Source organism: Clostridium sp. CM042 (genome assembly GCF_055080995.1).
This window is the reverse complement of record NZ_CM143646.1, coordinates 2,678,483-2,700,597: the sequence shown is the minus strand read 5'-3', so window position 1 is coordinate 2,700,597 and position 22,115 is coordinate 2,678,483. Positions and strand designations below refer to the sequence as shown.

At 30.4% G+C, this 22,115-nt stretch carries 22 protein-coding genes; 3 read left to right on the top strand and 19 right to left on the bottom strand.

What is annotated here, in order from left to right:
* Nucleotides 1-60 precede the first annotated feature (60 nt).
* The 4 genes from ACWJJ7_RS12840 to ACWJJ7_RS12825 form a co-directional block, all read right to left on the bottom strand.
* A complete protein-coding gene (locus tag ACWJJ7_RS12840) occupies nucleotides 61-1,008 on the bottom strand; it encodes a PucR family transcriptional regulator (protein ID WP_462962455.1) in 948 nt (315 codons plus the stop codon).
* Between the two features lie 13 nt (nucleotides 1,009-1,021).
* Nucleotides 1,022-2,131 carry an ABC transporter ATP-binding protein gene (locus tag ACWJJ7_RS12835; RefSeq protein WP_462962454.1) on the bottom strand — a complete coding sequence of 370 codons (1,110 nt, stop codon included), beginning with the start codon at nucleotides 2,129-2,131 and terminating at the stop codon, nucleotides 1,022-1,024.
* A gap of 120 nt (nucleotides 2,132-2,251) precedes the next feature.
* Nucleotides 2,252-3,181, bottom strand: coding sequence for a tRNA modification radical SAM protein MnmL/YtqA (gene mnmL, locus ACWJJ7_RS12830; RefSeq protein ID WP_462962453.1), 930 nt, complete (start codon nucleotides 3,179-3,181; stop codon nucleotides 2,252-2,254).
* 124 nt (nucleotides 3,182-3,305) lie between these two features.
* Complete coding sequence (locus ACWJJ7_RS12825) at nucleotides 3,306-4,382, bottom strand: hypothetical protein (RefSeq protein WP_462962452.1); 1,077 nt, start codon at nucleotides 4,380-4,382, stop codon at nucleotides 3,306-3,308.
* Between the two features lie 247 nt (nucleotides 4,383-4,629).
* On the opposite strand from ACWJJ7_RS12825, the gene ACWJJ7_RS12820 reads away from it, so the two are divergent.
* Together ACWJJ7_RS12820 and ACWJJ7_RS12815 are read left to right on the top strand one after the other, a co-directional pair.
* Nucleotides 4,630-5,703 (top strand): YkvI family membrane protein, encoded by a 1,074-nt coding sequence (locus ACWJJ7_RS12820; RefSeq protein ID WP_462962451.1) that lies wholly within the window; start codon nucleotides 4,630-4,632, stop codon nucleotides 5,701-5,703.
* Between the two features lie 70 nt (nucleotides 5,704-5,773).
* The gene (locus ACWJJ7_RS12815) at nucleotides 5,774-6,712 is read left to right on the top strand and encodes a radical SAM protein (RefSeq protein WP_462962450.1); all 939 of its coding nucleotides are present in this window, start codon (nucleotides 5,774-5,776) and stop codon (nucleotides 6,710-6,712) included.
* Nucleotides 6,713-6,865: 153 nt separating this feature from the next.
* Here ACWJJ7_RS12815 and ACWJJ7_RS12810 read toward each other — a convergent pair whose 3' ends face one another.
* The 6 genes from ACWJJ7_RS12810 to ACWJJ7_RS12785 all read right to left on the bottom strand — a co-directional run bounded on the left by ACWJJ7_RS12810 (nucleotide 6,866) and on the right by ACWJJ7_RS12785 (nucleotide 11,754).
* The gene (locus tag ACWJJ7_RS12810) at nucleotides 6,866-7,555 is read right to left on the bottom strand and encodes a phosphatase PAP2 family protein (protein ID WP_462962449.1); all 690 of its coding nucleotides are present in this window, start codon (nucleotides 7,553-7,555) and stop codon (nucleotides 6,866-6,868) included.
* A gap of 30 nt (nucleotides 7,556-7,585) precedes the next feature.
* Nucleotides 7,586-9,385, bottom strand: coding sequence for a heme NO-binding domain-containing protein (locus tag ACWJJ7_RS12805; protein ID WP_462962448.1), 1,800 nt, complete (start codon nucleotides 9,383-9,385; stop codon nucleotides 7,586-7,588).
* A 156-nt stretch (nucleotides 9,386-9,541) separates the two neighbouring features.
* Entirely contained in the window at nucleotides 9,542-10,207 is a 666-nt protein-coding gene (locus tag ACWJJ7_RS12800) for a S24 family peptidase (RefSeq protein WP_462962447.1), read from the bottom strand.
* An 88-nt stretch (nucleotides 10,208-10,295) separates the two neighbouring features.
* Nucleotides 10,296-10,673, bottom strand: coding sequence for a DUF3783 domain-containing protein (locus ACWJJ7_RS12795; protein WP_462962446.1), 378 nt, complete (start codon nucleotides 10,671-10,673; stop codon nucleotides 10,296-10,298).
* 30 nt (nucleotides 10,674-10,703) lie between these two features.
* Complete coding sequence (locus ACWJJ7_RS12790) at nucleotides 10,704-11,219, bottom strand: peptidylprolyl isomerase (RefSeq protein ID WP_462962445.1); 516 nt, start codon at nucleotides 11,217-11,219, stop codon at nucleotides 10,704-10,706.
* A gap of 154 nt (nucleotides 11,220-11,373) precedes the next feature.
* A complete protein-coding gene (locus ACWJJ7_RS12785; protein ID WP_462962444.1) occupies nucleotides 11,374-11,754 on the bottom strand; it encodes a hypothetical protein in 381 nt (126 codons plus the stop codon).
* Nucleotides 11,755-12,006: 252 nt separating this feature from the next.
* Between ACWJJ7_RS12785 and ACWJJ7_RS12780 the strand changes: the two genes are divergently transcribed.
* The gene (locus ACWJJ7_RS12780; protein WP_462962443.1) at nucleotides 12,007-12,303 is read left to right on the top strand and encodes a hypothetical protein; all 297 of its coding nucleotides are present in this window, start codon (nucleotides 12,007-12,009) and stop codon (nucleotides 12,301-12,303) included.
* Nucleotides 12,304-12,568: 265 nt separating this feature from the next.
* On the opposite strand, the gene ACWJJ7_RS12775 is transcribed toward ACWJJ7_RS12780, so the two are convergent.
* The 9 genes from ACWJJ7_RS12775 to ACWJJ7_RS12735 form a co-directional block, all read right to left on the bottom strand.
* On the bottom strand, nucleotides 12,569-13,933 hold the full coding sequence (locus ACWJJ7_RS12775; RefSeq protein WP_462962442.1) for an MATE family efflux transporter: 1,365 nt from the start codon (nucleotides 13,931-13,933) through the stop codon (nucleotides 12,569-12,571).
* A 159-nt stretch (nucleotides 13,934-14,092) separates the two neighbouring features.
* Nucleotides 14,093-15,592 carry a HAMP domain-containing sensor histidine kinase gene (locus tag ACWJJ7_RS12770; RefSeq protein WP_462962441.1) on the bottom strand — a complete coding sequence of 500 codons (1,500 nt, stop codon included), beginning with the start codon at nucleotides 15,590-15,592 and terminating at the stop codon, nucleotides 14,093-14,095.
* Entirely contained in the window at nucleotides 15,585-16,274 is a 690-nt protein-coding gene (locus ACWJJ7_RS12765; RefSeq protein WP_462962440.1) for a response regulator transcription factor, read from the bottom strand. The genes ACWJJ7_RS12770 and ACWJJ7_RS12765 overlap by 8 nt, the downstream gene beginning before the upstream one ends.
* Before the next feature lie 317 nt (nucleotides 16,275-16,591).
* Nucleotides 16,592-17,917 carry a pyrimidine-nucleoside phosphorylase gene (locus ACWJJ7_RS12760; RefSeq protein ID WP_462962439.1) on the bottom strand — a complete coding sequence of 442 codons (1,326 nt, stop codon included), beginning with the start codon at nucleotides 17,915-17,917 and terminating at the stop codon, nucleotides 16,592-16,594.
* Nucleotides 17,918-17,985: 68 nt separating this feature from the next.
* A complete protein-coding gene (deoC, locus tag ACWJJ7_RS12755) occupies nucleotides 17,986-18,636 on the bottom strand; it encodes a deoxyribose-phosphate aldolase (RefSeq protein WP_462962438.1) in 651 nt (216 codons plus the stop codon).
* 14 nt (nucleotides 18,637-18,650) lie between these two features.
* Nucleotides 18,651-19,685 (bottom strand): LacI family DNA-binding transcriptional regulator, encoded by a 1,035-nt coding sequence (locus ACWJJ7_RS12750; RefSeq protein ID WP_462962437.1) that lies wholly within the window; start codon nucleotides 19,683-19,685, stop codon nucleotides 18,651-18,653.
* A 298-nt stretch (nucleotides 19,686-19,983) separates the two neighbouring features.
* Nucleotides 19,984-20,922 carry a polysaccharide deacetylase family protein gene (locus tag ACWJJ7_RS12745; RefSeq protein WP_462962436.1) on the bottom strand — a complete coding sequence of 313 codons (939 nt, stop codon included), beginning with the start codon at nucleotides 20,920-20,922 and terminating at the stop codon, nucleotides 19,984-19,986.
* Between the two features lie 238 nt (nucleotides 20,923-21,160).
* On the bottom strand, nucleotides 21,161-21,322 hold the full coding sequence (locus ACWJJ7_RS12740) for a hypothetical protein (protein ID WP_462962435.1): 162 nt from the start codon (nucleotides 21,320-21,322) through the stop codon (nucleotides 21,161-21,163).
* 481 nt (nucleotides 21,323-21,803) lie between these two features.
* Nucleotides 21,804-22,046: a hypothetical protein gene (locus tag ACWJJ7_RS12735; protein ID WP_462962434.1), complete on the bottom strand. Its 243-nt coding sequence runs from the start codon at nucleotides 22,044-22,046 to the stop codon at nucleotides 21,804-21,806.
* Nucleotides 22,047-22,115 lie beyond the last annotated feature (69 nt).

Here is a 22,115-nt window from a genome sequence, read left to right as displayed (position 1 = left end):
GATGCTATCAAAAGTATATTGCGCAGAATGCATTTCCAGCAATATATACTTTTCGATCCCTTATTCCTTATTTTCCTTCCATATTAAAAAGGCTATAAGAAATACAGAGGCATCTTTAAAGTCCCTAATATCAAAATTTGTTTCTTTCTTGATCTTATCCAATCTATAAATCAGAGTATTCCTATGAACATATAGTTTCCTAGCAGCATCACTAATATTAAGACCACAATTCACAAATTGCTCAATAGTTACTATCATTTCACTATCGAAAGCATCAAATTTGTCTTTTAACATATATAACAGTTCCTGCTTAATTTTTATGTCTATATTATAGACAATTTTCTCAAACAACATTTTATTATAACTAAATATATGATCTTTTATATCAAATTTTTTCCCTAGTTCCATACATTGAACAGCATCATTATAAGCTTTCTTAAGCCCTTTTATATCATAAGTTCTATCTCCATAACTTACATAACATTTACAATACAAATCTGATGATATGGATTCCTTTATACTCTCTGTATGTTCTTCTATTTCAGCAAAATCACCAATCACAATAATATTATCATTATATATTAAACTTACAACTGGCTCATTATCATATATTTGTTTTATGATGTTAAGAGATTCATATTTACTTCCATCTACACTTATTAATATGATATAACACCCATTTTTAAGAAAAGGTAAATTGTAATTAATATTATTAATAGAAATTTCTCTACCCTCTAAAATATCAATAACTGCTTGTTCTTTAGTTAAAAAATAATGTGTATATTTATTTTCGATAATATATTTAAGTAAGGATGTACAATTTTCATACTGTTTTTCTAAACTGATTATGCCTTTAACACGTCCGAGCATAATAGTAAAGTTAGTTATATTTGAATTTTCAATGTTTAAGTCACTAATATATAAAGCAATCCCGTCTTCGGTAACTACATTAAATGGTATGTTTGAAGAATGACTTAAATCCTTCAAAAATCCAGTAAAATTGTACATACTACTTTTCCCCCTATATTATTGTGTTTTCAGTTTCTTTATCAAATATATGAATTTTATTTGTATCTAAAGCAATCTTAATTTTATCTCCAACTGTAGCTTTGGACGATCCATTTACTTTAGCTACAATATTTGTATTTCCTTTTGACAAATAAATATTAGACTCTGCACCCATAAGCTCCGTAACGTCAACTTGGGCTTCTATAACTGATTTTTTATTTTTTTCAATAAAATCAATACCGTCATCAATATCTTCTGGTCTAATTCCCATTATAACGATTTTTCCTATACAGTCTTTTTCTTTTACAGCTTCTGCTTTATCCTTTGGTAATATTATAGTTTCATTATCGAAAGAAAGCACAATTTCACCATCTTGCTTTAAAACCTTAGCTTCCCAAAAGTTCATTTGAGGACTTCCTATAAACCCAGCAACAAACATGTTAACTGGATGCTCATATATGTTATGAGGAGTATCTATTTGTTGCACTAATCCATCTTTCATTACAACTATTCTTGTTCCCATAGTCATAGCTTCTGTTTGATCATGAGTTACATATACAAAAGTTGTTTGAAGTTTATGATGGAGTTTTGCTATTTCTGTTCTCATTTGAACTCTAAGTTTAGCATCTAAATTCGATAGTGGCTCATCCATTAAGAATACCTTTGGATTTCTTACTATAGCTCTTCCAAGTGCTACTCTTTGCCTTTGTCCACCTGATAATGCCTTTGGTTTTCTATCAAGTAAATGTTCTATATCAAGGGTTTTAGCTACATCAGTAACCTTTTGTTTTATTTGATCTTTTGGCATTTTTCTTAATTTTAATCCAAATGCCATGTTATCATATACAGTCATATGAGGGTACAATGCATAGTTTTGGAAAACCATAGCTATATCTCTATCTTTAGGTGCCACATCATTTACTAATTTATCTCCAATATATATTTCCCCTTGTGATATCTCTTCAAGACCTGCTATCATTCTTAAAGTTGTTGATTTACCACAACCAGATGGTCCTACAAAAACTATAAATTCTTTATCTTCTATCTCAAGATTAAAATCTTTAACCGCTGTTACATTTCCAGGATAAACCTTGTATATGTGTCTTAATGATAAATTTGACATAATATATACCCCCTATATGTTTCTATATATATATATTAGACCTTTAAAAGCTATTTATCTATTCGCAAAACACACAAAAATTGTAAAGTTAATTTGTAGAAAGACACAACTGCCCCTTTATTAATCGTTAAAATTTTTCCCTTGATATAAATCTAATTCCTTTAATCTGTTATCTATGCCATTTAAAACTTCCCATTTTTTCAAACTCCACATAGGACCTATTAGTAGCTCCCTTGGTGCGTCGCCTGTTAATCTATGAATAACCATATTAGGTGGAATCATAGTAATTGACGTGCAAATTATATCTATGTACTCATCTTGCTGCAAAAACTTAAGCTTTCCTTGTTCGTATAGCAGTGTCATAGGCGTGTTTTCCATAAGGTGAAGCAAATGCATTTTTATACCTTTTATATTTTTATGTGCCACATAATTTATTGTTTTTAGCATGTCCTCCTTACTTTCTCCAGGAAGGCCAAAAATGGTATGCACCACAACATCAATGTTTCTTTTATTAAGCTCACTTAGAGCCTCCTCAAATCTCAATAATTTATATCCGCGGTTAATAATTTTTGCGCTTTCATCACTACTAGTTTGAAGCCCTAGTTCTACCCATGTGTATACTCTATTAGAATATTCCTCTATAAGATCTAATATCGCATCATCTAAACAATCAGGCCTTGTAGCTATAGCAAGAGCTACCACTCCCTCCTGTGATACTGCCTCCTCATATTTTTCTCTTAATAGATCGATATTTGCATAAGTATTAGTATAAGCTTGAAAATAAGCAATGTATTTTCCTGTTTTCCATTTTTTATTCATCATAACCTTTATATCTTCAAATTGCTTTGTAATAGAAAAATCCCTATTCCCAGCAAAATCTCCTGATCCCCTTTCGCTACAAAACAAACACCCTCCATTACTAATAGTACCATCTCTATTTGGACAAGAAAATCCAGCGTCCAAAGCAATTTTAAAAACCTTATTACCAAACTTATCCCTTAAAAAATAATTTAAACTGTTATATCTTTTGTCACTCCATGTTTTCTCCACTAATATCATCCTTCCTTTGTTTAAGAACCATTTAAATAAAATAACTAGTCGTAAGACTAGTTATTTTATTTAAAGATTAAGCCCTATGTTAATTATACCTTATAGTCCATAACCAGTGCATTAATTATAATTTAACTACGGTAAATGTCTTTAAATCAAGTTTCCATTTACCAATTATATCCTCTTCCGAACTGTTAACATTTGGTTTAGGAATTACTTCATACGTCATAGTATCCTCACCAAAGGAAGAAAATACTATTTGAACTTTTTGTACAGGATAGTCTTTTTCAAAATTAACAGGAATCATATCTCCATCGTCTACTTTATAAACCCTAATATATTTGCCCGTTTTTTCCTTATTATATTGTACAAGCAAAAATTTTTCATCTAAGGAAAAGGTCATAAACTCCACTTTACAATCAAGCAATAAATCTATTGAAATTAATTCCTTTCCAATTGGTTTCTCCTTGGCTATTTCACCTGATGCCCCACCTTGCGAGGACTGCTCAGTTGGATTTGTAGCATTTCCCTGAACCGCTAGAGCCTGATCAATGTTAACAATACCAATAAATGAGTTTTTGTTATAAGTACTAACTGCAAGTTTATCTCCCTCATAATTGAAATTTATAGAACTAAACTCTTTTGTAGGCACTACTACTTTATATAATCGTGCTCCATCATCCTTTGAATATACATATTTAGGAAGCCCAGCTTTATCAATAATTAAATTGGTTTTTACATTTTTTTTATCTCTAAATCTAATACCTATGTCCTCCACAAAAGCTTCATTTTGTGGTGCATTGGTTATTTCGCTTATTTTATATTCAGCCCCATCTTTAACAATTTTAATAGAATATTCATCAAGACATGACTGAGAACTAACCATAGATGTTCTTGTAACTCTAACCTTAAAAACTCCACTTCTACCAATTTCATTACTTTCTGTAACTTTATAACCCTTTATCTTCATATCACTAATTGGCATATTAGAAACTTTTTCAGATAATTCCTTACTATATAGTTTTTTACCATTTTCGTAATCTTCCTTCATTATAAAATTCATATAGCTCTCAACTACATTAGTTGCAGTTTTAATTTCAAAAGCATTAACTTTTGGCTTTTCTTCATCCTTTTTCTTTGAACATGATGTAAAAGACAAAACACAAAACACTATTAACAAACAGCTTAAAATTTTTTTCAATATTTTCACTCCCTTTAATTCAATTTTAATTTAATTATGGAAATTATAATTACTTTTATATTTAGGATTTACAAAATCAAATTCATTATGCTAATTATAGTTTCCCTCTAAATAAATTTTTAATTTATAAAATCATTATTTATTATTAAAATCATCATTTATTATTAAACAATACACATATATTCGCAAAGACAAGCATCTTATTTAAGTATGACTATTAATTTAATAATTTTGTGGGGGAGATTTTTTGAAAAAAACAATTGGTCAAATATTTCAAATTTCAGCTGTATTTATCGGGACAATAGTTGGCGCAGGCCTTGCTTCTGGTCAGGAAATAACTCAATTTTTCAGTACTTATGGGTATATGAGCTTCTTGGGAATTTTCATATGTGGTTTAATCTATATTTTAATAAGTTCTATTATAATTTCTATTAGCCTAAAACATAAATTAAGCTCCTATACTGAGCTTATAACTATTATAAGCCCCGGTTTTTTTGGTGTAATTACCGACATTTTTACAAGTTTTTTCTTAATTAGTGGTGCCGCCATAATATTAGCTGGAAGTGGTGCGCTTCTTCATCAATATTTTGGTGTTTCAAAATGGGTAGGGATTTTACTTATGTCTATAATCTCTTTATACACTTTACTTAAGGATACTAAAGGGTTAATAACAATAAATTCCTTTATAGTGCCTGCTCTTACTACAATCATTGTAACTATATTTATTTTATATTTAATATTCTACAAAGATATGGTAAGCGCTTCCTATATAAAACAAATTCCCTCTTATAAAACCCAAATCATCCCTGTTCAATGGTTTTTTTCAGCCGTGCTTTATGCCAGTTATAACATGCTATGCTGCAGTGGTGTTCTAGTCCCAATAAGTCAAGAAATAAAACATAAACGTATTCTTATTCCCGGAGTTATAATAGGCGCCATAGTTTTAACCATATTATGCTATTTCGTAAATGTGATGCTTTTATTAAACATACCTCAAATTTTCAAATACGAAATTCCACTTCTATATATTACAAACCGTTTTGGTACGCTAATGCAGATTCTTCTGCTTTGTGTAATTTTTTGTGAAATGTTTTCAACTGAAGTTTCTAATATATATAGCGTAGGCAAAACCCTGGAGAAAAAGTTTAAAATTCCTTATAAAAAAGCGGTAATATTAATACTTATCATATCTTTGCCTATTTCTCAAATTGGCTTTAAAAATTTAATTAAAGTTCTTTATCCTGGTTTCGGTGCAATAAGCCTTATTTTTTTGATTCAATGTATTCTATTTTATAAAAAAACTTTTAAAAAACAGAATTGACATTATATATATTGAGCTGTACAGTTCTTATATATTCTAAAGATCTAAATTATAAAACAAGGAGATAAAAATGATTAATAAAGGTACTAGAGAATTAAATAATTCATGCTTTTTAAAATTGCTAAAAAGATGCAATTTATGTCCTAGGGAATGTTTTGTTAATAGATTAGAGGGAGAATTAGGCTTTTGTAGGGCTTCTAAGGATGTAAAAATAGCTAAAGTTTCCTTGCATAACTGGGAAGAGCCTTGTATTTCTGGCGTAAATGGCTCTGGAACTGTGTTTTTTTCCAATTGCAATCTAAAATGTGTATTTTGTCAGAATCATAAAATAAGCCATGAAGATGCTGGAAAAACGGTATCTATAAATCGCCTTAGTGAAATTTTTTTGGAGCAGCAGGAAAGAGGGGCCCTTAATATAAATTTAGTTACCCCTACTCACTATGTACCCCAAATAATAGAAGCCTTGAAACTTGCTAAAAATAAAGGCCTTAATATTCCTATTCTCTATAATTCAAGTGGATATGAAAATATAGATACCATTAAAATGCTCCGAGGGTTTATTGATGTTTATTTACCAGACTTAAAATATTGTGGCGATAAATATGCTATTAAATATTCAAAAGCTCCTAATTATTTCGCTATTGCTTGCGATGCTATTACTGAAATGTTCTCGCAAGTAGGAGACGTCAAATTTGATGATGATGGAATAATTCAAAAGGGAGTAATAATTAGACACCTAATGCTACCAGGCTTATTATTTGATTCTAAGAAAATAATAGATTTTATATATAACACCTTTAATGATTCAGTATATATTAGCTTAATGAATCAATATACCCCCATGCGAGTCGCAATTAATTATCCCGAAATTAACAAGAAGGTAAACCCTAATCATTATGATACTCTAATTGACTACTGCTTAAACCTAGGCATCACCAAGTGCTTTATTCAAGAAAGTGGAACTTCATCTTCGACTTTTATACCTGACTTTGATCTAAGCGGAGTATAATGCTAAAAGGTCCCCATGATTTTAATCGTGGGGACCTTTTAGCATATAATCATTCTATATAGGTTTCGCTTTGATCTTTATGAATCATCTCCTGCGGAGCTGGATTAACGACTTCAGAAGGAGATTTATACTCCCACTGAAGTTCTTTCTTTGTTACAGTATAGAACTTCCCCCTATAGAAGTGGGAGACTTTCCTTCTGAAATGTCGTTAACATCAAACTTTAGATTCTTAAAGGAAAAATACAATACACAAGCGACTATTATGCCTGCAAGCACATCTATAAAATAATGTTGCTTTATAAACATAGTAGATAGAATTATAAAAACGGCTGTAATAATACAAATTATTTTAGTAGCTTTACAAATCTTTTCTGATTCATAAATATATAAAGCTATTAACACGGAATTTAAAACATGAATGCTTGGAAAACAGTTATAAGGATTATCAGCCGAGTATAAGTTTAAAACCAAATTACTGAAGAAATCCGTTCCTGTTATCATGGGCCTTGGAACATATGTTGGATAAAAATAATATATTATATAACATGTAATCATACCTATATTTAAAGTTATAAGTAGTTTTAGATACCTTCCTCTATCTACTATACATAAAATAGAAGCAAAAATTGCTATAAATATATACCAAGATATATAAGGTAATATAAAGAATTTATTAAAAGGGATGAGTTTATCTACAAAAGTAAATAGGTTGTTAGTATCTCCTCTATATTGGTTTAACATTGGATATGTCATACTTATTAAGGGTATACTTAATCCCAGTAGTCCTCTTTTAATAATATCCTTCCAGTCTTGTAGCACTACCTTCTTTTGTAGTTGTTCCATTTTTTCTCCTCCTTCCCTCCTTAATAAAAGCTATATCTTATATTTTTTCAAATCGCCTTTAAATGAGCTTGTTATCTTTTTAAATTCATATATACTGTCAATAAGCTTCTTTATTTCATTAGTATAACTTCCAACACTTGCACTTACCTCTTCTGAAGATGCCGAATTTTCTTCTGCAATTGCAGCTAGAGACTCTATTGTTTCATATATATTTGCAATAGATTTTGCTTCTTTGTCTAAATCATTTATAGTATTTATCATTTCCGTAGAAACCGTTCTAACAGACATTGTAGCCTCGTAACTTATATCTCTTACTTCTTCCAGGCCCTTAGTTTCATTTTGCAAAATATTATACTGATCACCAATTTTATCAACAAGCGTTTTTATATCCTTAACAAATTCGATTAAATTACTATTAATTTCTTCTACAGCGCTCTTGGACTGTTCGGCAAGCTTTCTAACCTCATCTGCTACTACAGCAAAACCTTTCCCTTGTTCTCCTGCACGGGCAGCCTCTATTGACGCATTTAGAGCAAGTAGATTTGTTTGCTCAGAAATTTGAGAAACAATTGATACTATACTTGTTATGTCATGAGCCTTTGTTTCTAGTCTAATACCATTATCCTTAACCTCTTGGAATTTTTCTAGTGTTCCAACTATATTTTTACTTGTACTATCAACACTTTCATAGCTATTATTTATCTTTTTAATAGCTTTTTCTAATTCATTCTTATTATTATTTTCATTTTTAACAATATCCTTAAGTGATCTAATATTATCATTTAAGATCAAAACAGCATTTTCAGTATTCTCCGCTTGACTTACAGAAGTGTTAGCCATTTGCTCAACCACTCCTGATATGTCTTCAGATGTACTGTTCATTACGTGTGAAATTTTATTTATATTTTCAGCAAAAGTATCCATCTCATCAGTTACACCTTTGAAATCAACAAAATCTGCTCTAAATCCCTTTTTATAATCTTTAAGTTTTTTGTATAACTCTTCATATTCATCTCCAGTAACTATATCTCCATCTTCAACATAATTATTGCTGTTAATTTGGTCTATAGTTTCTGAAATTAGCTTTGTAGGCCTTCCCATTATAAAAGACGCAAAGCTTGAAGCAGCTCCAGAAAGCACCGCAAATCCTAATACCGCTGCGATATTATCTGCCCTACTTATTATCATACCTCCGAGTAAAGCTGTAATAAATGTAAATAGCCCTACTTTTCCAGATACATTATTAATAACCCCTAAAGATATCATTTTATTAATTTTATATGTTTTTTTATAATAAATATCCTTTTCAAATGTAAGTTTTAAACTTAGACTATCTGAAGTTTTTTCTATTTGCTGAATTTCAATTTTCTCATTAAAATATTCACAAGTCCCATCTAAAAGACCTAGAAAATAATCAAACATTGCTCTCTTAGAATTATAAGTAAAGATAGCCTCACGACTAGAAATAGGCTTTATACCTACGAGTGGTGGTTTAGCCCCCTCAAACTTCTTTGTCATCACCACGTGTATATCAAATAGTGATTTTAAAAATGAATATACATTTTCAGTCTGAAAAAATGCAGGAAAGTCTCTATGGAAAGCGTTTATATTATCTTTTCCTATAGTCTCCCATAATTTCCCAATAGGTATGTTTTGTGTCGCAGATATATTACCTATTACATTTTTAACTTGTCCATCATCTACATTCTCAACTGGTGAAAATATTTTACGAGAATTCCACCCCGCAGATTCCATCGCACTATTAACTACGCCATCGCCATAAAGCTTTCTACAAGTTTTCATCCAAGTAGCTACTACTGTTCCTTTCATAATGTCAATTCCCCCCCCATTTTATCTATTGTTTATTTCTCGTTATCTAAATTATTAAGTGAGTCTTCCCTTTAAGATACATTATAACCTAATAATAATACTTTGTTAATAAAATTAATTATTAATTCATGAGTTTTCTCATAAATTACTGTTAACTTATACCTTAAACTCTACTCTATCTAACTTTGCAATTATCTTAATGTCATTGTGCTTAACTGTATCAGTTCTTAATGAAACCCTATTGCTTATTAACAATATTTTATTACTATCTAATTTTTTTATTTGTCTTAATACTCTTTCTCCATTGTAATCCACTAGTGAAATAGCATTATTTTCTATTTCATGTGTCAAATGAGCAAAAGCAATGTCCCCCCTACAAATTCTAAACCCAATCATATCGTCATTCTCTATTTCTAAAAACAATACTTTATCTTGAGCATATCCTTCTACTTTATTTGATATTATTGGCATTTGTTTTACACCTATAGATTTAGCTAAATCATATTTATAAATAGAAACATCTTTTAACACTGAGCTAAACGCATCATTCCAAACCTCATTTATTTTTACCTCGCTAGGTCTCTCGAGTTTTGGTTTTCTTTCTTCTACATACTCATCGGCTTGAAATGATACAGATGTATCTTCAATTTCTTCCCCTAAGATTTTAGAAATTTTTTCTAAAAATTTCTCGTTTATAATCTTTTTTCCCATTTCAACTTCATTAATAAAGTTTTCAGAAACTCCGATTTTTTTACCTAATTGTTTTTGACTTATCGCTTTTGATTCTCTTACCTCTTTAATTCTATCTCCTACTCTACTCATAATTCTCCACCTTTCCAGTTGAATAATTTTTTCTAAAATATAAATCTCCTGCTATCTTGCAGAAGATTTATATTTTGTGTCTCATGCCTTATTCCATTTTTCTATAGGCTTCTCTTTCTTCAATTAGATGCTGCATAAGATAATTAACCGTCCAGTTTATAGATGTTGGTGTTACAGCGGCTAGTATAGTATTACTACTTTTAATTTGCCTTATACTATCAATTAAATCATACAGTTCCTTATCCTTATAACTATTAAATAGAAGTAATTTTTCATAGGGTAATTCGATTTTACTTTTTTCACTTTCTATATTCTCTAATACTTCTTTAATTGTTACGTTACCCATATCTTTCTCAATTACTTTGCAAGGTAATATATTTTGTTTTGATAATAAACTATTAAGTTTTTCTTCTTCCTCCTTGGTTAGTCCATATGCAAGGATAAGTTTTTCATCAATAAGCTCCACAATACATCCCCCCTACAATTTAATATTTTATTACATTTTTTCTGGCTGATCGTACTCAATTCCTAAAGTATCAACGCTCATGCTTTTTATTCTTTGCACCTTACGTGGCATATCTCTAAAATCTCTTTCTACCTTAGCTATTTCTAAAGCATGCTCCATACCCTCAGTCACTTTTCCAAAAGCTGCATAACTTCCATCTAAATGATAAGAATCAGCTACCATAATAAAAAACTGGCTTCCTGCTGAATCTGAATCATTAGATCTAGCCATTGATAGAACACCAACTGAATGCTTTAAATCATTTTTAAATTTATTAGAAGAAAACTCACCTTTTATTGAATAATCCGGTCCACCAACACCTGTCCCCTCAGGGCAGCCACCTTGAATCATAAATCCTGGAATTACCCTATGAAAAGTAAGTCCGTTATAAAATCCCTTGTTTATAAGACTTATAAAATTATTTACCGTGTTAGGTGCAATTTCTGGGAACAATTCAGCTTTTATTACTTTTCCATTTTCCATATTAATTGTTACTATTGGATTCATATATTTATCTCTCCTTTTATTATGTATTCATTATAAATTATATCACATTTTATATTATTTACTAATTTATATATATAAACCGTATATTTAGTCATCTAAAAAAATAACTAGTAACTCCCTAGTTATTTTTTTAGATGATGCGCCTTGTAAAAAGTTAAATAACTTGATGACCGACGCTTATTTGCAAAATCATTTTTTCTTGAGGTTTCTCTAATTTTATATGAATATTACCTCCAGGAAGTATTATTAAAAAATGCTCATCTAGCATGTCTACCTCTCGATTTTTTTCAATATTAACTATATCTATTTCTAAGTTTCCGTAGGCCTCCGCTATATCGTATTCATATCCAATGTTTAAACTACCAAAGTTAGTTATATTTTCTAACTGTTTATCCTCATTTGCAATGATTAAGTGTGCGATATTTTTATTTTCTTCGGATTTACATACTAGATGATTTATAATACATAAACAATTACTTTTCACTGGATTATTGATAATTATACAATTAATTTTTTTAGCCTCTTCAATTTCCATATTAAATATATCATGACCTATGTGGTGTTCATTGTTATTATTTAATTGAAATACTTTGATTTCATCACCTTATTTCTGTTGTTCTTTGTATAGTTCAGTCTATTCGTATAGTCATGATATTGCTATACTTAATTCAAAATAAAATATGTAAACTCTTCATGTTTTTTAGTCACATATACACATTATATTAAATAATATATTATTAAGTCTATACATTAAATTTAGATTGTACCATAAAAAGGAGGAAATATTATGCCTTCAGCACCTAATTTAGACAAAATTAAAGATTCAATAAGCAATAGTTTAGAAGTTATATCAAACAAGTCTGAATATTTTATTGAAATATCCAAACTTAAATATAAAATTCATTCTGAAGAAAACAGTATGGAAGATCTCTACAAAGATATGGGGAAGGAACTGTACACAATTTTTAAAACTAATAATCACATTGATGACTCCCTATTAGATTATTGCAATACATTAAAAAAAATAGAAGCTCGAATAAAAAATCTAGAAAAAAAGCTCAATAAAATTGATAATAAAAAATAAATAAAAAAGTATATATTACTATTAATGCATTCACTTCGCTAAGAACTACTAATTTTATTTTTAATTAATCTGCTGAAAAACATAAACTCGCTTAAAATGTGCCCTTTGTCAAGAACAATTTACTGTCGCTCAAACATATGTTTTTCTTAACGCATCTTAATTAAAAATAAAATAAGAAGTTCTAAAGCTCGTTTCAATGCATTATACGTAATATATACTTTTTTTTGCGCATAAAAATATTTGTTATTTATTTTAATGTACCCTGTTATGTAATTACATCCAGGCCTTCATCATGTAGTTTATTTAGATGTTTTATCTCTACAAAAATAAACACGGCGGTTATAATTGAAGCTAATCCATCTGAACTAGGTCCCGATAACCATACACCATCTAATCCAAAGAACCTTGGCAAAATAAATAGTAATGGTATAAGAAGTATTACTTGTCTGCTTAATCCTAAAAATATGGATATTTTAGCTTTACCTATAGCTTGGAAGTAGTTCGAACTAACTATTTGAAATCCTATTATAGGGAGCATAAACAGGTATATTCTAATGCCATGGCTACCTATTACTATTAGTTCTGGATCCTTATTAAACAAACTTATAATTTGTTTTGGAAATACCTGTATAATTATAAATCCAGTTGTAGTAATAGCTGTAGCTGCGATTATTGCTAATCTTAGGGCATGTTTTACTCGTCCATAGTTTTTTGATCCATAATTGTATCCGATAATTGGTTGACACCCTTGGTTAATTCCGAAAGTAGGCATTAACACCATCATCACCACACTCATAATAACTCCCATGGCTCCGAGGGCCATGTCCCCACCATATTTAACTAAACTTCTATTAGAAATAATAGACACTATACTTGCAGCAAGTTGCATTGAAAATGGGGACATACCTATAGCAAAAATGCTTTTTACAACCTTAGCATCTAATTTTAAATTTTTATAGCGTATTTTTAGCACACTATTCCCACCAAAGAAATAGGATAATACCCATATCATACTTACGGCCTGAGAAAGAATAGTTGCAATAGCTGCACCTCTAGTTCCCATATGAAAAACAAAAATAAAAATTGGATCTAAAATTGTATTTAATACTCCCCCAATCAACATTGTAACCATAGCTGCTCGCGGGTTACCCTCAGACCTTATTATATTATTCAGTCCAAATCCTACGCTTTGGAATATTCCCCCTATAAGTATTATAGTTATGTATTCCTTAGCATATGGCAAGATGTCTTTACTAGCTCCAATTTTTAGTAACAGGGGTTCTAAAAATATAAGCCCTAAAATAGTTACTATTATTGAAAGTATAATAAGAAGAGTAAAGGCATTTCCTAAGATATGTTCTGCCTCTTCTTTTTTTTGTTGTCCAAGCTTTATAGATATAAGCGCAGCACTTCCAATTCCTACAAGCATTGCAAACGCCATAATCATAATAGCAATAGGATATGTAACTGTAACTCCTGATAGTGCAAGTTTTCCTATTCCTCTTCCTATAAATATTCTATCTACAACATTATATAAACCATTAACCAGCATTCCTATAATGGCAGGAATTGAAAACTTCATAAGTAGCTTACCTATATTTTCTTCTCCTAATTGTTTTGAGCTATCCAAATAATCTCCTCCTCGTATATTTAACTATATAATCTTATCACAAAATCTATCATTAATACAAAAAAGTATATATTATTACAAATTAGTTTAACGATATTTTAGAAGGAAAGTCCTCCTCTTCTATAAGATGGGGTTACGGACTATAACAAATAAAAAACTTCAGTGGGAGTATAAATCTCCTTCTGAAGTCGTTGATGCATTATCTCCGTACCCCTTTAATTTAATTATAAATTTGCAACCTTTATCTATATCGCGCACTAAATATATACTTCCTCCATGCTTTTCAATTATTGACTTTGATATTGCAAGTCCAAGTCCTGTACCACCAGTTTTAGAGTTTCTTGTAGCATCTACTCTAACAAAAGGCTCAAAAATATCTCCTTCAAATTCCTTAGATATTCCTACTCCATCATCTTCAATAATAATTACAGCCGTGCCATCATCTATTAACAGCTTGATACTAATAGTAATTCCGGGACTATTGTATTTAATGCTGTTTAGTATAATGTTACTTATAGCTCTATCTAAGTTTTTTCTATCAAACGGTATTTCCACCTCATCTTCGGTAATATCAAATTCATATTGAACACCTTTTTGCTCCATCATCGGAACATACCCGGCAATAAGTTCCCTTAAAAACTCGCCTACATCATAATTTCCTATATCTAATTTATATTCCGTACTTTCAACACGAGAAAATTCAAAAAGATCTTGAATTAAGTCATTTGCTCGTCTACTATTATTATTAATAACTTTTAATAACTTATTTTTATCTTCTGATGAGATATCATCATTTTCTAATAAGAATTCTGAATATCCCAATATACTTGTTAATGGATTTTTTAAATCATGAGATATGTCAAGGATCATCCTTTTCCTGTTATGTTCCGCTTTTTTCTTTAGTAGCTTTTCTTGCTGTATTTTTTCAGCCATTAGATTAAAAGCGTCTTTTAGTTGGCCTATTTCATTCAAAGAATTAATTTCAACTCGCGCTGAATATTCTCCATTTTTTATAGTATTAACCCCTTGTAAGAGTTTTTTTAACGGTTTAACAAAAATCCTTGATGTGAGTTTAGAATAAAGTACCATTGTAGATAACAAAAATATAAATATTATAAAGGGAAATATATTTAAAAAAATATGTCTTGTATTTTTAGGTTTAGTGACTTTTTCTATTTGCTCTTTATGTTCAAGTCCCCAAGTATATGCGTCAAAAATACTGTCAGGCATAGCAGTGATTAAAATAAAGTCTTTTTTTTGGCCATACTTACTAGAATAAAAATAACCGTCTTTTAAATTATTAGAAATCATATCATTATAATAATCTAGCGAGTACTTAAATCCTGCTTTATGGTTACTTCCATTTTCCATCACAATAACTAGGTTTTTATCAAGCACTTCAACATATCCCTTATGTTTTATAAAATTCGAAACATTAATATCCTTGTAATTTTGTTTTATCATATACTGCGCTGTAGTCTTATCCGTTGATAGATCAACATAATCAATAGAAAGATAAAAAAATAAAGCACCCATTGCTAGCATAAATATTGCAATTATAATAACCAAAAATAAAATATAATTTTTAAACAATTGAGTTTCCATTTTCTTGCTTCTAAAATATGTTGCTATCTTTTTTAATTTATTTCTATTAATCATGGTTCTTTTCCATTTTATATCCTATACCCCTTATTGTTTTTAAATATTTAGGCTTTTTAGGATCATCTTCAATTTTTTCTCTAATATGGCTTATATGCACCATAATAGTGTTAGAATCTCCATAATATGGATTCCCCCAAACTATTTCATATAACTGTTTTTTGGTGTATACCTTTCCTGGGTTCTCTAAAATAAACTCAAGCAGCCTATATTCCTTTGGGTTTAAAGCTAGCTCTATATTGTTTTTATAAAAAACACAACTTTCCTTGTCTAGCATTAACTCTCCAATTATTATTCCAGTTTTATACGTTTTATTAGAATATTTATAATACCGTCGTAGCTGAGCTTTAACTCGTGCAATTATTTCAATGGGACTAAAAGGTTTTAATACATAATCATCAGCACCTAGCCCAAGACCAAGGATTTTATCCGACTCTTCTTCTCTTGCAGTAATAAAAATTACCGGTATTTCGCTAGTTTCTCTGATTTTTTTTAAAACCTTAAATCCATCAATTTTTGGAATCATAACATCAAGTAGTGCAATATCTATATCTTTATTTTCAAATATATTTAACGCCTGCATACCATCCTCTGCTGTGAAAATCTTATATCCTTCTTTTGATAAATGAATCTCTAGCAATTCTCTAATATCCTGTTCATCTTCTACAATTAGAATATTCATCATGTATCCCTCCCAGCTTATATACATTGTACCTCTAAACTGCACTTTAACTCAAATAAAAAAAGAAAAAGGTATATATTACTGCAACTGCATTTCTCTTTGCTAAGTAACTCTAAACTAATGTAAATTATATAATTTCCAATGAAAAAAGAATAGAAGGTATTCCGCCTCTATTCTTTACTTTATTAAATCATCTCCTGCGGAGCTGCAATATTAACGACTTCAGAAGGAGATTTATACTCCCACTGAAGTTTTCTATTTGTTAGGGTATGTAACTCCCACTTATATATGTGGGAGACTTTCCTTCTGAAATGTCGTTAAAATCTTGTAGTACCGTCTTTTGTAACAATACCTTTGATTAATGACTTAGCTACTATTTTTTCTTGTACTATTTCATATGCATCTAATACCATTTTCACAGATACTTTTTGTTTTTCAGTACTACTTGCATAAATCGTTGCAATAGCCTCACCCTTCTTTACAAAATCTCCGATTTTCTTATGAAGAACAATCCCCACTGATAAATCTATTTTGCTTTCTTTAGTTTCACGCCCAGCTCCTAAAACTAAAGCAGCCTTTCCTATGTCATCAGCTTTTATTCCTTTCACATAGCCTTCATGGCTTGATATAATGGGCTCTATAATAGCTGGCACTGGGAATATAGATGGATCATCTACGTAAGCTGGATTTCCACCTTGTGATACTACAAGTTCTCTTAATTTTTGGATACCTTTTCCTGATTTTATAATATCCACAAGCACTTTTCTCGCCTGCTGCGCGTCCTTTGCTTTTCCTCCTAATACAAGCATATGTGCTCCTAAGGTTAAACAAAGTTCTGTAAGATCTTCTGGACCTTCACCTTTTAATGTATCTATAGCTTCTTTTACTTCTAAAGCATTACCAACTGCGTACCCTAATGGTTGGTCCATATCAGTTATTACACCAATAGTATTTCTACCCACATTAGTTCCTATATCAACCATTTCTCTTGCAAGTTCAAAGGCATCATCCTCATTTTTCATAAATGCACCACTACCTGTTTTTACATCCAGTACTATAGCGTCTGCTCCAGAAGCTATTTTTTTACTCATTATACTTCCTGCAATTAAAGACATATTATCAACCGTCCCGGTAACATCACGAAGTGCATATAGTTTCTTGTCTGCTGGTGCTAAATCAGCAGTTTGACCACCTATAGCAATTTTGGCTTTGTTTACATTTTGCATAAACTTTTCAATTGACATGGCAACTGAGAAGCCTTCAAAAGATTCTAGCTTGTCGATAGTTCCACCAGTATGTCCGAGTCCTCTTCCTGACATTTTAGCAACTGGCACGCCTGCTGCTGCAACAATAGGTCCAAGTATTAAAGTAGTTGTATCACCTACACCACCAGTACTATGCTTATCAACCTTTACACCTTCAATAGAAGATAAATCAATAGTTTCACCACTATTCACCATTGCCATTGTTAAATCTTTAGTTTCTCTCTTATTCATTTTTTGAAAGTATATAGCCATAAGCAATGCTGAAACTTGATAATCCGGGATATTTCCATCTGTATATCCGCCAACGAAAAAATTAATTTCTTCTGTAGTAAGTTCGTTGCCATTTCTTTTTTTTATTATTAAATCATACATTCTCATACTATTCACCCCTAATTATTCATTTTAAATATATTTATATGTCTTCAAATTTAATAATTATAATTTGACTATTTAAACCCCTGAACTATTTCTATAGAACTACTAGCTCCTACTCTACTAGCGCCTGCTTCAATAACAGCTTTTGCATCTTCAGCTGTCCTTACTGCTCCAGACGCTTTAACTCCCATTTCTGGTCCTACAGTCTCTCTCATTAATTTTACATCATGAACTGTTGCTCCGCCTGTTGAAAATCCTGTTGAAGTTTTTACGAAGTCCGCTCCAGCTTCTTTAGCTATTTGGCATACCCTAACTTTTTGTGCATCTGTTAAAAGACAAGTTTCTATTATTACCTTTACTAGTGCATATCCTTTACAAGCACCAACTACTGCTTTAATTTCATCTTTTACTACATCAAACTTGTTTGATTTTATAGCACCAACATTAACTACCATATCTATTTCCTGCGCACCATTTTCAATTGCTTGTTTTGCTTCAAATGCTTTTACTTCTTTTGTTGTAGCTCCCAGTGGAAAACCAACAACGATACAAGTTTTTACGTTACTTCCTTCTAATTCTTTTCTTACAAGTGATGCGTAATATGCATTAGCACATACTGAAGCAAATCCGTATTCTTTAGCTTCTGAACAAACTTTTATAATTTGGTCCTCGCAGGCTTCTTGTTTTAATAGTGTATGGTCTATATATTGTTCTATTTTCATATTAATCTTCTCCTTTATCTTTTATAATTTTTTTCTATATACTTTTCTGATCCTTTTAAGAGAATCTCCGGCGAAATAGTTACTCTTTTAATTTCGGTAGGCTTGTTACTATTTAAATTTTCTAATAACATTCTCATACCAATTCTGCCAAGTTCAATAGATGGCCCATTAATAAAACTAATGTTCATCCCTATTATATTTAACATATCAATCTTATCAAATCCAATTATTGCCATATCGCGCGGAATATCTAGTTTTTCTTCATAAAAAGCTTTTATGCATCCCAAAATCATGGTATTACTACTTACAAAAATAGCAGTAGGTCTATTATCCATTTTCAATATTTGCTTTGTGATTTCATAAGCAGTTTCATATTTATAATCACCATAAAAGATATACTCCTTTGCTATAGGAATATTATTAGCTTCTAATGCTTTTTCATATCCTAGCAATCGCTCTTTTGCAGGTCTAGAATTCATATCTCCTGTAATTATAGCAATTTTTGTGTGACCCGCTTCTATTAAAGTAGTTGTTCCAGCATAAGCACCTTTTATATGATCTATAAAAACTCCACTAAAATCAAGATACTCAACATGTCCATCAATTAAAATTATTGGAATTTCTAAGTTTTTAAGAGCATTTAAGTTTTCACTATTACCTGAGTCCTTGTAGAATGTTGGAGTTATAAGGAGTCCTTGAATTCTTTGCTGCTTAAGAACATTAATAGCTTTTAGTTCCTTATCTTTATTCTCATCCGTGTCACAAAGAATTATATTTAGATTATGTTCATCCGCAATTTCAGTGATACCTTTAATAATCTCCCCAAAAAACAAATTGTTTATATCAGGAACTATAACGCCAATAGTATTAGTTTTACTTTTGGATAGGCTTCTAGCTATAGCACTAGGTGTATAATTTAGCTCTTTTATTACCTTTTGAACTTTTTTTCTTGTTTCATCTTTTACATAACCTGAATTGTTTAAAACTCTTGACACTGTTGCATGTGATACTTTAGACTTTTGCGCAATATCACTTATTGTCACTGTCATTTTAGCCCTCCTCACCTTCAGGAAAACGATTGTAAAACTCTAAATAAATACCCTTAAGACTTAATTTTCTGAAATATGTTACCGCTTTCACATTTAGTATACTGCAAGGTTATGTAAATTTCAATAGGATTTATTCGACATTTTTATGAATTTTATAACTCTTATATCAGCTATTTATGAAAGCTAATCGATATGATGTTCTGTACACTAAAATAAGCGAACTATTAGATATTGAAAAAGCCACGGAAGATTAATAATTTTCCTTAGCTTTTTTTTAGCTACTAAATGAATTTTAGCCCTATTTCAATGTTCTAAATTCATATCCTTTTTCTTTTAAATACCTTATGATTCTAGGTAATGCCTTAGCCGTTTCTTCCTTACCATATGTATCATGCATCAAAAGGACTACCTTTTCTGTAGTTCCTATAGATGCTTTTGTTATCTTGAATATTTCATCTGCAGTTTTCTTTTCCCCCTCTGAATCTTGATCATAGGCATTCCAATCAATCTCATACATATTATTTTCCTTTAATCTAGCACTAAACTCATCCAAATTAGGGTCATTATAGTATTTTCTAGACATATATCCACCTGGCATTCTCAGAACTCTTGTATGAAAATCTTGTCCAATAATTCCTCTTATTACCTCATTAGTTTCATTAACTTCATTCATGTAGGTTACTATATCAATCTCATTCCCAGGATATATCTTTTTGAATTCGTGGCTATATGTATGATTTCCTAAGGCATGACCATCTTCAAAAGCTCTTTTTACTATCTGCTTACTTTTTTCATCAGCTTCTACTCTTTTCCCAATTAAAAAGAAAGTTGCTTTCACTTCTTCTTCATTTAATACATCCAATATTTTAGGAGTCACCGTGACAGATGGCCCATCATCAAAAGTAAGAAAAACCGTTTTTTTACCATCTTTCTTACTACTCATTAAACCCTTTAATTTTGAAATATCATATGTATACTTATCCCCTTTTTCGTTCACATTGTCCCCCTTGATACGACCTCTATCCGTTGTACTAATTTCATTTTTAGATTTAGTTTCTTCAACATTCTTAACTATTACTACCCTACTAGCTTGTCCATCTTTATTATAAAAATGATTATATACCTTATAACCCCCAGAAAAACTTCCAATAATTAAGGATAACATTAAAATATTCTTTATTGTTACAAGGCCTTTGTTTTTTCCCTTATTTCTTCTTATCATTTGTGTTATTTGCATTATTTTTTCTCCTTTTATAACCTAGTTATGAATTTTATCGCTTTAGTTCTCACAGGGACAATTAAAATGGCCCCCCAAAGCTGCCCATTCCCGTACAGAATATCAATAACGGCTCGGGCTTCTTCTCAGCATTTCCCTATTATTTCATAGGTTCAAATCCTGGTTCAGAAGTAAAATTATTTCCATGATCAATAAATGTTATGCATACCTTATTATTTTCTAAGTGTACTGAAACTGCTTAGCCATTTTGATCCTTGCTTTGTTTATAACGTACATTTAATTGTTTTTTCATTTTTATATCATGTTTTTTCATTTCTGATATTTTTTCCTTAGGAAATTCTGGTTTTATTTCGCCTACTTCACAGTTATATTCCTTAAGATCGAGTCCAATATTTGTCAATGTTTTATCTGCTCTTTGTTATGAGAATCTATTTTTTATTCAAAACATTCCAATTAACTTGTTAAATATCCATTAAGTTGCCTGTAGTTACATCAATTGTAAAATTTAATTCTTTACCATTGTCTGCTTTTTCCTTTAATCCAATCATGGTGTAATTCATTTCTTGACCTGTTACAGACCCTTTATTACTTTGTTACCAGTAGCCGCAGCTTCTTCCTTTTTATATTGTGTAATTGTTAGATTTACCTCTTCATTATTTATCACGAACAAAAACCAAAGGGTATTTTTTTACTAGTATTTACAGGCGAAAACCTCTTTCGTACATTAGATTCTAAAAATACAAAAACTTCTTTTGCCAAAGATACTGTGTACAGATTTTTAAATTCTACACATTTTAATTGGATAAAATTTTTATTGTTATTATCATCCTCAATAATTAAAAATGACCTTCAACCATAACCTTCCCAATATAAAGTAAATTCTAATTGTTGACTTTTCCTGGGTCATTATCTAAAATATTTAATATCTCAAATTCTGTAGAAATCAAACTAATACTCCCACCATATACTTCCACTTGATGAGTGGATCTTTTAATTTTAAGTGGTCCTATAACTATGGTATCTCTATCTTTTAATTCGTCACTATTTTTATCAAATTCATAAATTCTTCTAAATATAGCCTTAACCCTAACCATAATCTCTAAAGGATTAAATAGTTTTATCATATAATCATCAGCTCCTGATAATAACCCTTTATTTTATCTGAATCTTGATTCTTGGCACTCAACATAATT